Annotated in this window: 10 protein-coding genes; 3 read left to right on the top strand and 7 right to left on the bottom strand. The window is 72.2% G+C overall.

Annotation, left to right across the window (positions count from 1 at the left end; genetic code table 11):
• Positions 1-83 precede the first annotated feature (83 nt).
• Both BIU98_RS16750 and BIU98_RS16745 read right to left on the bottom strand, forming a co-directional pair.
• Positions 84-1,079, bottom strand: a complete 996-nt coding sequence (locus tag BIU98_RS16750; protein ID WP_071279045.1) for an ADP-ribosylglycohydrolase family protein — start codon at positions 1,077-1,079, stop codon at positions 84-86.
• The gene (locus tag BIU98_RS16745; RefSeq protein WP_071279246.1) at positions 1,076-1,816 is read right to left on the bottom strand and encodes a GntR family transcriptional regulator; all 741 of its coding nucleotides are present in this window, start codon (positions 1,814-1,816) and stop codon (positions 1,076-1,078) included. Before BIU98_RS16745 ends, BIU98_RS16750 begins: the two co-directional genes overlap by 4 nt.
• A 168-nt stretch (positions 1,817-1,984) precedes the next feature.
• On the opposite strand from BIU98_RS16745, the gene BIU98_RS16740 reads away from it, so the two are divergent.
• On the top strand, positions 1,985-2,695 hold the full coding sequence (locus BIU98_RS16740; RefSeq protein WP_071279043.1) for a hypothetical protein: 711 nt from the start codon (positions 1,985-1,987) through the stop codon (positions 2,693-2,695).
• A gap of 29 nt (positions 2,696-2,724) precedes the next feature.
• Here the strand turns inward: BIU98_RS16740 and BIU98_RS16735 are convergent, their stop codons facing one another.
• The 5 genes from BIU98_RS16735 to BIU98_RS16715 form a co-directional block, all read right to left on the bottom strand.
• Positions 2,725-3,507: an endonuclease/exonuclease/phosphatase family protein gene (locus BIU98_RS16735; protein WP_071279041.1), complete on the bottom strand. Its 783-nt coding sequence runs from the start codon at positions 3,505-3,507 to the stop codon at positions 2,725-2,727.
• Positions 3,508-3,523: 16 nt separating this feature from the next.
• Entirely contained in the window at positions 3,524-5,014 is a 1,491-nt protein-coding gene (locus tag BIU98_RS16730; RefSeq protein ID WP_071279039.1) for an LCP family protein, read from the bottom strand.
• Positions 5,015-5,143: 129 nt separating this feature from the next.
• The gene (locus BIU98_RS16725; RefSeq protein ID WP_071279037.1) at positions 5,144-8,629 is read right to left on the bottom strand and encodes an SdrD B-like domain-containing protein; all 3,486 of its coding nucleotides are present in this window, start codon (positions 8,627-8,629) and stop codon (positions 5,144-5,146) included.
• 58 nt (positions 8,630-8,687) lie between these two features.
• Complete coding sequence (locus BIU98_RS16720) at positions 8,688-9,338, bottom strand: GntR family transcriptional regulator (protein WP_083393337.1); 651 nt, start codon at positions 9,336-9,338, stop codon at positions 8,688-8,690.
• A 12-nt stretch (positions 9,339-9,350) separates the two neighbouring features.
• Positions 9,351-11,483 (bottom strand): efflux RND transporter permease subunit, encoded by a 2,133-nt coding sequence (locus BIU98_RS16715; protein WP_071279033.1) that lies wholly within the window; start codon positions 11,481-11,483, stop codon positions 9,351-9,353.
• A gap of 83 nt (positions 11,484-11,566) precedes the next feature.
• Between BIU98_RS16715 and BIU98_RS16710 the strand changes: the two genes are divergently transcribed.
• Both BIU98_RS16710 and BIU98_RS16705 read left to right on the top strand, forming a co-directional pair.
• On the top strand, positions 11,567-11,965 hold the full coding sequence (locus BIU98_RS16710) for a MarR family winged helix-turn-helix transcriptional regulator (RefSeq protein WP_071279031.1): 399 nt from the start codon (positions 11,567-11,569) through the stop codon (positions 11,963-11,965).
• A gap of 78 nt (positions 11,966-12,043) precedes the next feature.
• Positions 12,044-13,078, top strand: a complete 1,035-nt coding sequence (locus BIU98_RS16705) for an LCP family protein (RefSeq protein WP_071279029.1) — start codon at positions 12,044-12,046, stop codon at positions 13,076-13,078.
• The last annotated feature ends 58 nt before the right edge of the window (positions 13,079-13,136 follow it).

The raw sequence follows: 13,136 nt of genomic DNA, 5'->3' as shown, positions 1-13,136 counted from the left end.
CCCGGTCGATGGCGCTGGGGGGACGCCACCGACCGGGGGCTTTGGGGGGGGGTGTGGGCTGTGTGCCTTGGGGGGCTCTGGGGCTACGCGGTGGGGCGCAGCGCGAGGAGCGGCGTCACGACGTCGGCGAACCGCAGGTCGTTGACACGCTCGACCTGCTCGGCGGCGCCGGCCGGCCACGCGGAGGGTCCGTGCACGGCGCCGAGCACCGCACCGGCCATCGCCGCGATCGTGTCCGTGTCGCCGCCGAGGCTCGCCGCGGTGCAGAGCGTCTCCCACGGGTCGAGGTCGAGCGACACCAGCGCGAGCGCTGCCACGACGGACTCCTGGCTCGCGACGCTCGTGCCGATGACGCCGTCGACGGTGGCGATCCGCTCGTCGGCCGGGATCGTCGGCAGGAAGCCGCGCGCCCAGCTCGTCTTCGCCGCGATCGAGGCGCCGGCGACCCAGTGGCCACGGCGCTCCCCGATCCGCGCGGCGGCGACCGCGACGTCGAGGGCCTCGGCCCGGGTGGCGCCGTCGATCCCGGCGCTCACCGCGGCGGCGACCGCAGCGGCACCGGCGATGCCGAGCCCGGTGTCGTGCGTGACCCGGCAGGCGTCCTGCACGGCGTCGACCAGCGCGTCGAGGTCGTCGGCCCGCGTGGTGATCCCGACGGGGGTGATGCGCATGGCTGCCCCGTTCGTGGTCCCGGTGGAGCCGGCCTCGGCCACGGGGACGCCGTCGAGGATGCGCTGCACGGCCGTCTTCGTGCTGGGGCCGAGCAGGTCGAGGGACCCCTTCGCTGCCATCGCCCGCTCCCAGGCGATCAGGGCCTCGGCGAACCGGGTCGGGTCGAGCCGCCCGTCGCCCTCGACGAGCAGCCGGGCGACGAGGACCGCCTGCTCGGTGTCGTCGGTGACGCTCGCGGCGGGCATGCCGTACGCGATCCGCTGGTGGGGCCCGGCGTCGACGAAGCCGGCGATGCGCCCGTGGTCGGCGCGGATCTCGGCGAGGGACATCGACTGCGTGGGCATGCCGAGCGCGTCGCCGATCGCGAGGCCCTGGAAGGCGGCGAGCGCGTGGTCGTGGGGGGTCATCGGGTGGTGTCCTGTCGTGGGGTCGGGGCGGCGGACGGCTGGCCGAACCGCATGTGGATCCGGAACCGGTCGGGGTCGAGCAGGCTGTCGACCGTCTCCACGAAAGCGCCCCCGGCGGTCCGTGACACCCGTCGGCTGTGCAGGAAGGGCGTGCCGGCTGCGCGGCCCAGGACGAGCGCCTCGGACTCGTCGAGCGGGCGGACGTCGATCCACTGCTCGGCCCGGGCGGGGACGAGGCCGGCAGCCGCGATGGTGGCGCTCAGGGATCCGTCGACCAGGCCGTCCTCGACGGATCGGTCCAGTCGGCCGATGCGCGGGACCAGGCTCCGCTCGTAGGAGACGGCCGGACCGTCGACGACCGACCGCACGCGGTCGACCGCGACCAGCTCGGGGTCGGCCCCGACGACACCGGCGAGCTCGGCGTCCACGACGCGCTCGATCCGGAGCGTCACGGCCCGGACCTCGGCGCCGCTGCCGGCGATCGACCGTGCCCACCCGGCGCGCGGGTCGAGGGCCGCGCCGTCGAAGGTCACGACCGACCCGATGCCGCCGTGGGTGGCGATGTACTCGTCGTCCGCCAGGTCGGCCAGTGCCGCGCGGACGGTGCCCCGGCTGACCGAGAACCGTTCGGCCAGCTCGTGCTCCCCCGGCAGTCGTTCGCCGGGACCGTACCGGCCCGTGCCGATCGCCTCACGCAGGGCGTCGGCGACGAGGCGTCGCTTCGATGAGACGGGCATGGACACGACAGTACATGTACAAGACCTGTCCAGTCCAGGAACAGCCGGATCACGAGCGGTCGGGAGGCTCGTCCCACCGCCGCCACGAACATCACGGTCCGGTGACGGCCCGGCCCCGATTCGGTAACACCCGTCGCGCAGCCGGGTCGCTGGTCGTACCGTCGACGGGTGACCCTCCGGACCCTGCTCGTGCTCGGCACCGCCGCGCTCGCCGTCGTGGCGGGCGTGACGTCGACCGACCTCGTGCGCGTGTCCGCCCCGGACGACCGCGCCGCCGCCGGGCTCTCGCGCTCGTCGAGCGCCACCTGGGTCCCCTCCGGCACGCTCAAGCGGGTGGACGCCATCGAGCTCGACGCCGAGTCGATCACGCTCCGCGACGGCCGGCGGACCGTCGCCGTCGTCTCCATGCGGGACGCCCGCACCACGGTCCGGGTGCTCACGCGACTGCTCGGCACACCGTCCCGCACGCAGACCGCCGAGGGCGACGGCGGTCGCTGCTTCCCCGCCAGCACGACCTCCACGTGGGGTGGTGCCGTCCGCGTCGCCGCACTGGCCACGCCGTCGGCGCTCGGCAACTCGGTGGAGGTCCGGGTCCTCCGCGACGACGTCCGCACCCGCACCGGTGCCGTCGTCGAACTCCAGGGCCCGCACGGCGTCCAGGTCGGCGACGACGTCGAGCACCGCATCGAACACGCCGACTCCGACGACCGCGAGTCACTCGGCTCCGACGACGCCGAGGCGTGGCAGGTCCTGCTCGAGGAGGGCTGGCCCTCCGACCGTCGCGGTGCCGGCACGAACGGCGTCTCAGCGCTCACCGACGACACCACGGTCACGGTCATCGGGTCCCCGATGCCCGTGCACGCGACGCGGGGCTGCTGAGCCCGCCGCACCGCAGCGCGGCCAGAGCGTCACATGCGCAGGGTCGCGATCACCGGGAAGTGGTCGCTCGCGAACCAGGTCTCCGGTCCGTCGTGGTCGATGCGCACCCGGTCGACGCCGGCGACGTCCTTCGTGAGGACCCAGTCGATGCGCTCCCCGGAGTCCACCGGCGGCTCCCAGTTGTTGTAGGTCGCGGTGCGGTCGTCGGGGTCCCCCGCCACGGTCCACGCGTCCGAGTACCCGGCGTCGGCGAACACGCGTGACGCGCTCCCGGTCCCCGCGGGCTCGTTGCAGTCACCCGCGACGACGACGGGCCCGCCGATCCCGGCCAGGCGCTCGACGATGAGGGCGGCACCGCGGCCCCGGACCTCGTCGCCGTGCTCGTTCGGCTCGTGGTCGAGGTGCGTCGTCAGGAGCGTGAACGTCGGCCCCTCGACGTCGAGGAAGCGCACGTGGTTGGCGATGCGCGGGTAGACGCTGCCCCAGGTGTTCGACGCCGGCTCGTCCGGGGTGTCGGAGAGCCAGAAGGACCCGTCCACGTCGGGGCGGAACCGGCTCGTGCGGAAGAACACGGCCGCGTGTTCGCCCGCCGTGCCGCCCTCACGGCCCTGGCCGATGGCGGTGTACCCGGGCAGTCCCTGCCGCAGGTCGTCCATCTGGTGGTCGAAGGCCTCCTGCACGCAGAGGAGGTCGGGGTCGTTCCGACGGACGATGTCCAGCAGGACGGGGACCCGGGCCGGCCAGTTGCGCGCCGGGTCGGGGTTCTTCACGTTGTAGGTCATCAGGGTGATCGGACGGGCTGCGTTGTCCACCCGTCGACCGTACCCGTCAGTTGATGCAGACGCCGTCCTTGCCGTAGCTCTGCACGTCGGTCGACGAGGGAGCGGGCTCGGAGGACTGCGATTCAGCGGGTGCCGGCTCGGGTGCCGAGCTCTCCGAGGGTGCCGGAGCCGGTGCCTCGGCCACGGGCTTGACCGTCTTGCCGTCCGTGCCGAGCACGAGCTCGACGCCGGTGGCCGTGGTGGACCGCACGGCGACCGCCCCGGGCACCACCGCGGCGACGGCCTTGGCCTGCCCCTCCATGCCGGCCGGGTACCGCACCAGGGTCGTCTTCGTGGTGTCCGACGAACCCGGCGCACCGACCTGGAAGCCGCGGGCGGTCAGCACGCCCCCGGCGTTCGTCGCCGCGCCGGTGATCCCGCTGCCGTTCAGCACGGTGACCGTCGTGGACGCGGGCTGCGCTGCGGCCGCCTTGGTGTAGGACTCCGGCTCACCGACGAGGCTCTGCACGAACGCGGGGAGCCCGACGGTGTCGACCTCGACGATGGAGAGCGCGACGCCGTTCGGGTAGATGGTCGGGGTGCCGAGCGTCGGGATCGTGGCGGACTGGATGTTGGCCGGACGCAGGTTCCGCAGCTTCGACGCGAGCGAGATGAGGTCGGTGTCGGTCTGGATGGACCCACCGACGGCACCGAGGATGTTCCCCATCTTCACCGGGTTCAGCAGGGTGCCGGCGGAGAGGACCTTGCGGGCCTCCTGTGACAGGAAGTACTGCTGGCGGACGCTGCGGTCGAGGTCGCCGTTCGGCAGGCCCTTGCGCTGGCGCACGAAGGACAGCGCCTGCTTGGCGTCGAGCGTCGACACCCCGGCGGGCAGGTCGACGCCGGAGTCCTTGTCCTTCGCCGCCTGGTTGAGGCAGACCTGCACCGGGCCGAGCTCCTTGACCACCTGGTAGAAGCCGAGCAGCGAGACCCGGACGTAGTGGTCGATCGTCAGCCCGCTGAGGTCCTGGATCGTCTGGATGAGCAGCTTCGCCCCACCGGTGTCGCCGCCGCCGTTCAACGTGCCGTAGTGGAACGCGCTGTTGAGCTTGCCCTTGCCGACACCCGGGATGTCGACGTACGAGTCGCGCGGGAACGACATCATCGTCGCCTGCGTGCCGTCGGCGTTGATGTGCAGCACGATCATCGTGTCGGTGTTGGTCGCGCCGCCGTCGGACTCCGTGCTGAGCTCGGCCATCTGCTCGGGCGTCGCGTTGTCGGGCCGGTGGTCGTCACCGACGAGCAGGATGTTCTGCGCCTTCCCGTCGACGTCGTTCTTCTTCGACGTCCCGCCGACGATCGCGTCGATGCGCGTCACCCCGCCCGACAGCCGTCCGTAGGCGTACGCGGCGTACCCGCCGCTGAGCAGCAGCGCCATGGTCAGCACGCCGGCGACGGCGGGGAAGACCACGCCGACGCCGCGCTTCTGGCGGCCGTGTCGGGGCGGCACGGCGCCGCGTCGGCGGCGGGCGGTCGTCGCTTCGGGCTCGATGCTCACTGCAGCACGATAACCGCACCGCGCTCTCGGGACATGGAACAGCCCTGGGAAACGGACAGGAGGCTCGTGGCGATGCCGCCACGAGCCTCCTGTCCTGGGCTGGTCAGGGCCGCCCCGGTACCGGAGCCGTCAGGATCGTCGGCGGCGAGCCACCAGGAGCGCGCCGGCACCGAGCAGGACGAGCGCCCCAGCGCCGAACAGCAGCGGGAGCACCTCCGCGCCCGTGAACGCGAGGACGCGGTCGGTCGCGCTGGTGCGGGCAGCCGAGCGGTCGTCGGCGGAACCGGCCCCGGCACCGGCACCGCGGTCACCCACCCCGCTGCTGCCACTGCTGCCACTGCCGTTGGTGCCGCTGCCGGTCTCGATGGCGCCGCTGTCGCCACTGTCGCCACTGTCGCCGCTGTCGCCACTGTCGCCACTGTCGCCACTGTCGCCACCGTCACCGCCGTCGCCGGGCGAACCCGTGTCGCCGGAGTCGTCGTCGCGACCGGTGTCCTCGACGAGCCCCGCGTCGACGGTGAGGTCGGAGGACACGCCCGCGAGCACGTCGTCGGCGTCCCGCTCAGCAACGAGCGTCACCGGGGACGTCACGCCGTTCGACGCGATGTCCGAGTCGATCGTGCGATCGTCACCGACGTGCTGCTCGGTGGCGGCGGTCCCCGGTGGCAGCGCGACGTGGACGCGGTACGAGCCCGGTCGCAGTCCGTCGAACCGGTAGTGACCGTCGGCGTCGGTGCTGGTCGAGCGCTCCACCGCGGTTCCGGTGTCGTCCGTGCCGGTGAGCGTGACGGCCACGTCGGTGACCCCGGGCTCGTCAGCGTCCTGCAGTCCGTCGGCGTTCGTGTCCGCCCAGACGAGATCGCCGACGGCGCCGGACACCACGGTGATGGTCGCACGGTTCGACTGCACCGCGAGTTCCAGGTTCGATGCCCGGAGTCCGAAACGGTTCGTGTACCGGTCCCCGTCCTCGGCACCCGTCGTGGTCAGAGCGACCTCGTGTCGCAGCGTCTCGCCGACGGCGACACCGGTGGTCCGGAGGATCCGCAGGCCGGTGACGTCGTCGAACGAACGGGGGCAGGCGCCGGTGCCGAAGTCAGCCGCCGCACACCACGTGGTCGAACCGCCGGGACGGTTCGACTCGTGACCGGCATCGACGTCGATGTCCTGGGGACGTGACGCCGTGTAGGTCGCGAGCTCCCCCGGGGAGGTCGTCACACCGGTGGCGAGTCGGGCCGTCCCGGTGAACCGGGAGCCGCCCCCGTCGCCGTCGTACGGCAGGACGTCGATCAGGTCGACACCCTCGATCGGCGACGCGTTGGTGTTCGTGTACGTGAGGGTCCACCGGAGGAGGTCACCGTTGACGACGACCGGCTCGCGCGCGGTCTTCGAGACACCGACGCCGCCGCTCGCGACGACCCGGACCGATCGGAACGCCTGGCGGAAGCGCTCGGCGGACACGTCGTCCGGCGCACTGACCGTCACGGAGTTCTGGATGCTCCCGGGCGCAGCGGTCGGGTCGACGACGACCGTGTACCGGATGGGTTCGATCACGACGCCCGGTACCACGCCCGGCAGGACCCACGTCAGTCGCTGCCGGCGCTGTCCGTCCTGGTCGGTGACCCACTCCCGGTCAGCGGGCTCGACGGACGCGGAACCGGCCTCGTACTCCGTGGACACGGGCAGGGTGTCCACCACGGAGACGTCCTGCGCCCGCCCGGTGCCGTTCGCGTTCGACAGTGTCGGGTAGACCGCGAAGTCGAGGCTGTTCCCGGACACGACGAAGGAGGTGTCGTCGGGGGTGGTGTCCTCGTCCGTGCCCGGGTCGACGATCTTCTTCGTGACGCGGGCCATCGACTCCGTGACGATGACACTGTCGGCGTACGGCCCCGCGCCGGTCCCGGGGTCGGTCCGGTCGTGGACCCAGGTGCCGTCGCCGGTGCTGCCGTAGAAGACCTGCCCGAAGTCCCGCACGCGGGTGTCGTTGGGTGCGGCGTCGACGTCGAGGTACACGAACAGGTTGCCCGTCCGGCCGCCGTCGACCGAACCGACGGCTCGGACCTTGCCGACCGCGTGCGCGCCGCCGGGGACGTCGTCGGGGTCGGAGTACCACGGCCCGTCGCCGTCGCCGCAGGTGGCGTCGCGCCCGACGACCGGGTCCGTGAACCCGAACGCGGCGTACTCGACCCGCGCTCCTGCGATTCCGGACGAGTAGGCCGCGGTCCGACGGGCGTTCCGGTCCGACACGTGCTGGTACCGGTTGTCGATGACGTCACAGAGGACCGCGTCCCGGTACGCGCCGGTGCCAAGGTTGGTCGTGCTCACATGGGCACGGAGGAGCTGCCCAGCAGTGACGTACGGATCGCCGTTCTTGGCAGAACCGGCCTTCGTCGCGTCGGTGTCCTGGTCCGTGATCTGCCCGAGGGACTTGTAGCCGGTCCCCGGGAGGAAGTTCGAGAGGTTCCGCTCGGCCACGTTGTTCGCCATCGGTTCGGCGGCGTTCGCGCGGCCACTGATCGACTGGGTCTGCAGGGCACCGAACCTGTTCACCGCGACGAACGTCGCGTTCGCTGCCGGCTCCGGGACCCAGAGGGTGATGTAGCCGGAGATCACGTACGGCTTGGTGCCCCCGGGGATCGAACCGCCCTCGAGCGTGCGGTCCGGGAGGGTGGACGGGGTGATCGCGGTGTCGACGCCCGAGGCGACCACCCGGACTGGCGAGCCCGGGCCGCCGTCCTGCGTGCAGGTGATCGAGCCCGAGTCGAGGACGGCCTGCGAGCCGCCGCCGCTGCCACCGGGCATCAGTCCGATGATGCCGCGCGCGTTTTGGCCGCACGCCGGGACCCCGCCGAGGTCGAGGAGCTGTGCCTGGGACCGGTCACCTCCCGCCATCCCCGACACGTCGTCCTCGAACGAGAACGTCCCGGTGCTCCGCTCGAACCCGAGCATCCCCTGCCCCTGGACGACCGGGTTCCAGCTCACGGCGATCGGGTACCGGATCGCGATGCCCTCGGTCACGCCGTCCGGGCCGGTCACCCCGGCGGTGAGCTGCGACGTCACGACGTTCTTGGTCAGGTCGTACCTGGGGGCGGCGGACACCGTGGTGACCGGGGAGGACATGGTCGGACCGGGCTCCGTGGAGCCGTCGGCGGTGACGGTCCCGGTGATCCCGAGCAGCGTTCCGTTCGCGAGGTCACCATCGACCCGCAGGACGACGGGGGTCGCCCGCGCCTGGCCCTCGGCGAGCACTCCGACGTTGCAGGTGAGGACGTCGCCCTCGATCCCGGAGCCCGGTCCGACGCACTGCCCGGGGAGCCCAGCCCAGGTCGTGCCCTGGGGCTTCGTGACACGGAAGGTCTCGTTGGTCGAGCTGCCGTCGTTCGAGCTGACCTCGACCTGGTAGGTGACGGAGTCGAAGGTGCGGACGACGCCGTTGTGCGGCCCGGAATCGGCCCCGGGACCATCAGCGGGGGTGAAGCTCCCGGCGCCGTCGCTGCCCACCGCGATCGAGAGTCCGATCGTGGCGGCCGCGGCCGGGGACGCGACCGCCGGAGCCATCAGCGCTCCGACGGCGATCGCGAGCCCGAGAGCGAGGAAGGGTGAGCGCGTGGTGACCATACCTGGACACTAGTACATCAGTGCACCGTATGTCAGTATGTCTGGACGAGGGGCCGGGTCAGCCGCGCGTCGGGAGCAGGTGGGCGGCCTCCATCGCGAGCTCCGCCGCGATCGGGTCCTTCGCGCTCACCGCCTCCTTGAGCTTCGCCAGCTCGGGCAGGACGACCGCGGCCGGCACGAGTTCGGCGAGCTCGGGGACCCGCAGCTTGAACGCGAGCCCGTCCGTCGTGGACCGGCAGAGCTGCGCGAGCGACGGGTTGCCGCAGGCGTCGGCCCACATGGCGTAGATGTCCGTGCCGTTCTGTGCGACCGCGCCGATCTCGTCCTTGCCGATCCGTGCGACGACGTCGTCGAGCATCGCGACGATCTTCTTCCGCTCGGCGTCGGTGAAGCGCGGCACCGCCAGGCGGACCACGCCCCCGTAGATGACGCCGAGCGTGCGGTAGGCGTCGAGCAGTTCCACCGAGGTGGGTGCTGCGACCCGCGTGTAGCGGTTCGGCGCCATCTCGATCAGGCCGGCGCGGGCGAGTTCGGCGAGGGCTTCGCGGATCGGGGTGCGGGAGACGCCGAGCCAGGCGATCAGGTCGTCGTCGTTGAGCCGCTCCCCCGGCTCGAGCGTGCCGTCCATGATCGCGTCACGGATCTTGTCCTGCACGGTGTCTCGGAGGAGCTTGCGCTCGGCTGCTGGCTGCGTCGAGGGAACTGGCATGGTCTCAGCGTGTCACATGTCACCCGGTCGGCGCGAGAGGCGGGACGGCCACCAGGCGTGCCGGCCGAGGTCGTGGACGATCGCCGGCACGAGCAGTGACCGGACCACGACGGTGTCGAGCAGGACGCCGAACGCGACCACGAACGCGATCTGCACGAGGAACAGGATCGGGATCACCCCGAGGGCGGCGAACGTCGCGGCGAGGACGACCCCGGCCGAGGTGATGACACCGCCGGTGACGCCGAGCCCCCGCAGGACGCCCTCACGGGGCCCGGAGCGCAGGGACTCCTCCCGGACCCTGGTCATGAGGAAGATGTTGTAGTCCACCCCGAGCGCCACCAGGAACACGAACGAGTACAGCGGCACGGCCGGGTCGGCCCCCGGGAAGTGGAGGACGTGGTCGAACACGAACGCTCCGACCCCGAGTGCCGCGGCGAAGGACACGATCACGCTGCCGATGAGCACGAGCGGAGCCACCACGCTCCGGAGCAGCAGCATCAGGATGAGCAGGATCACGACCAGGACGACGGGGATGATCAGCGTGCGGTCGCGGATGCCGGTGTCGTTCGTGTCGATCGCCGTCGCCGTCACACCCCCGACGAGCGCTCCCGGGTCCGCGCGTTCGACGGCGGTGCGGAGGTCGCGGACGGTCTGTTCGGCGGCTGGGGAGTCCGCCGCGTCGGTCAGCGTCGCCTGCAGGAGCACCTGCCCGTCGGACACCGTCGGCTGCACGTCGGCCCCCGGTGCCGCGCCACCCCGGGGCCCTGCACCCAGGGGGACCGTGCCCGTCGGCGAGTCCTTCGCGACGGCGACCACGTCGTCGACCCCGCGGACGCCGTCGGCTGCCGCGACGAGCTCGTCGAGCCGGTCCGCGTCACCGAGGACCTGCGCTGGACTGCCGGAACCGGCAGGGAAGTGGTCCGCGAGCACGGCCTGACCGTCACGCGCCTGGGACTGCCCGATCACCAGGTCGCTCTGCGGGACCCCGTCCGCCCGGAGGCCGGACAGGCCGGCCCCCATCGCCAGCAGCCCGACGGTGCAGACGATCCACACGACCCGCGAGCGCCGCGCGACGAGGCGACCGACCCGCGCCCAGAGCCCGCGGGCATCCGGCCCGGTGACGACGGGGTGTCCGCTGCCGTGGACCGGTGGGAGCGGCCAGAACGCGGCCCGGCGGAACGCGAGCAGGAGCGCCGGCAGCAGCGTCAGCGCCGCGAGCACGCTGAAGGCGACGCCGATCGCGGCGACCGGCCCGAGCGCCTTGTTCGAGTTCAGGTCGGAGAGCAGCAGGCAGAGCACGCCGACGATCACCGTGCCACCGGACGCGAGGACGGGCTCGAGGCTGCCTCGGAGCGCGGCCCTCGTCGCGTCCCACCCGGTGCGGTGGTCTCGGAGGGCCTCCCGGTACCGGGACGTGTAGAGGAGGGCGTAGTCCGTCGCCGCGCCGATGACGAGGATCGACAGGATGCCCTGTACCTGCCCGTTCACCGTGACGACGCCGGCCTTCGCGAGCGCCCACACGACGAGGATCGACGCAGTCAGGGCGAACGTCGCCGTCCCGAGCACCAGGAAGGGCAGGAGCGGCGAGCGGTAGACGACGACCAGGATGACGAACACCGCGGCCAGGGCGACACCGAGCAGGATGCCGTCGATGCCGGCGAAGGCCTCGGTGAGGTCGGCGGCGAACCCGGCCGGACCGGTGACGTACCCGCGCACACCGTCGGGCAACGCGTCGTCCACGTCCGTCCGGATCGCCGCGACCGCGGTCCCGGTGTCGGCTGCGCTCGTCAGCGTGGCGACGATCTCGACGGCGTCCCCGTCCGCGCTCGGGATCGGCGGACTGACCGCGTCGACGTCGGAGCGGTCGGCGAGCCGGTCGACCAGGGTCGCCGCGGCAGCGGAGTCGGCGTCCCGCAGCCCACCGTCGCGCTCGAGCACGATGACCGCCGGGGCACCGGTCTCGTCGCGGAAGGCCGCGGCCCGGTCCTGCACCGTCGTCGCGTCCGCCGATGCCGGCAGGAACGAGGTCTGGTCATTCGTGGAGACCTCGGACACCCGCCCGAAGAAGGGACCGCCGATCGCGGCCACGACGAGCCAGACGACGATCACGACGGCGGGGACCACGATGCGGAGGAGGCGGGACACGTCGGCGAGCGTACACCGATCGTCAGCATGCTGACTACTTGCCGTCCGTCGGGTCGCCAGAGAGCCGACCGTAGACTTCCCCCATGGACGACGCCCCCGCCGAGTGGCCCCTCGGGCGACTGCTCGCAGCGGCAGCGCGGTCGGTCGAACGGGACTGGGACGAGCGACTCCGGGCGATCGGCCTGCAGCACGCGGCGCTGATCGCGATCGACATCCTGATCCGGACCGGTCCGACCGGCGCCGACACCCTCGCCCGGGCTGCGCGGGTCCAGCCCCAGACGATGTCGCGCACCCTCGAGCGACTCGAGCGTGACGGGATGGTCGAGCGTACCGAGCACCCGGACGACCGGCGTCGGCGGGTCATCACCGTGACGGACCACGGCCGGGTGATGTGGGACACCGCCAGGCACATCGAACGCGAGGTGCTGCCAGACGACCCCGCACTCCGCGCAGCCCTGGGCCGGATCCTCCACAGATCCTGACCAGATCACTGTTGAAATACCACATCCAGTACCCTGGACCGCGTCGGCACTCACGTCGGCCCGACCCCAGGAGCCCGCATGTCCGGCCGCCGTTCTGCACGACCCCGCGGTTCTGCACGACCTCGCCGTCGCCGTCCGTTCCTCGTCGCCCTCGTCGCCACGTTCGGCTCGCTCCTCGGGATCGCCGGGGTGGTCGCCGTCGTCGCGAGCGTGTTCATCGGCGGCCTCGCCAGGAGCTACGACCGGGACACCGACACCATCGCCGACGCCTTCCCCTCCGGCGAGCGTCCCGCTGCCACTGCCGCGGCGGAGGACATCTTGCTCATCGGCTCCGACTCCCGCGCCGCCGCCGGAGCCGACGGTGGTCACGGCCAGGGCGGCCGTTCGGACACGCTGATGCTCGCCCACGTGCCGGCGGACCGGAAGGCCGTCTACCTGATGTCGATCATGCGGGACTCGTGGGTCGACGTCCCCGGCCACGGCTCCGCGAAGATCAACGCCGCGTACGCCTGGGGCGGGATCCCCCTCACGGTGCAGACCGTCGAGCAGCTCCTCGACGTCCGGATCGACCACGTGGCCGAGATCGACTTCGCCGGCTTCACGGGGATGACCGACGCACTCGGAGGCGTCACCGTCGACGCCCCGCAGGCCTTCACGATCAACGGGCCAGCCCGTCACCAGATCGTCGCCGGCCAGAACCACCTCGACGGTGAACAGGCACTGGCGTTCGTGCGAGAACGACATGCCTTCGCCGACGCCGACCACACCCGCGTCCGCAACCAGCAGGCGTTCATGCGCGGGATCGTCGACGGGCTCCTGTCCGAGGGCACCCTGACGAACCCGGGACGGATCAAGGACTTCGTCACCGCGACCAGCAAGTACCTCGCCGTCGATCCCGGCCTGACGTTCCGCTCCGTGGTCGACCTCGGCTGGTCCCTCCGGGACGTCCGCGCCGACGACCTGCACACGTTCACGATGCCGACCGCCGGCGGGGGCACGTCCCCGGACGGCCAGTCCTACGTCGCGGTCAACACCGGCGCGGTCCAGTCGCTGAGCGCGTCCCTGCGGTCCGACGACCTCGGCCGGTGGCTCGCGGAAACCCCGCACAGCTGAGCGCGCCGACGAACGCCCGACCGGCCGACTGAGCAGACACGACGAACGCCCCACGACT

This window comes from Curtobacterium sp. MMLR14_010 (genome assembly GCF_001865015.1).
Taxonomy (GTDB): domain Bacteria; phylum Actinomycetota; class Actinomycetes; order Actinomycetales; family Microbacteriaceae; genus Curtobacterium.
Note: the sequence above shows the minus strand (reverse complement) of the source record. Positions and strands in the feature narration are given on the sequence as shown.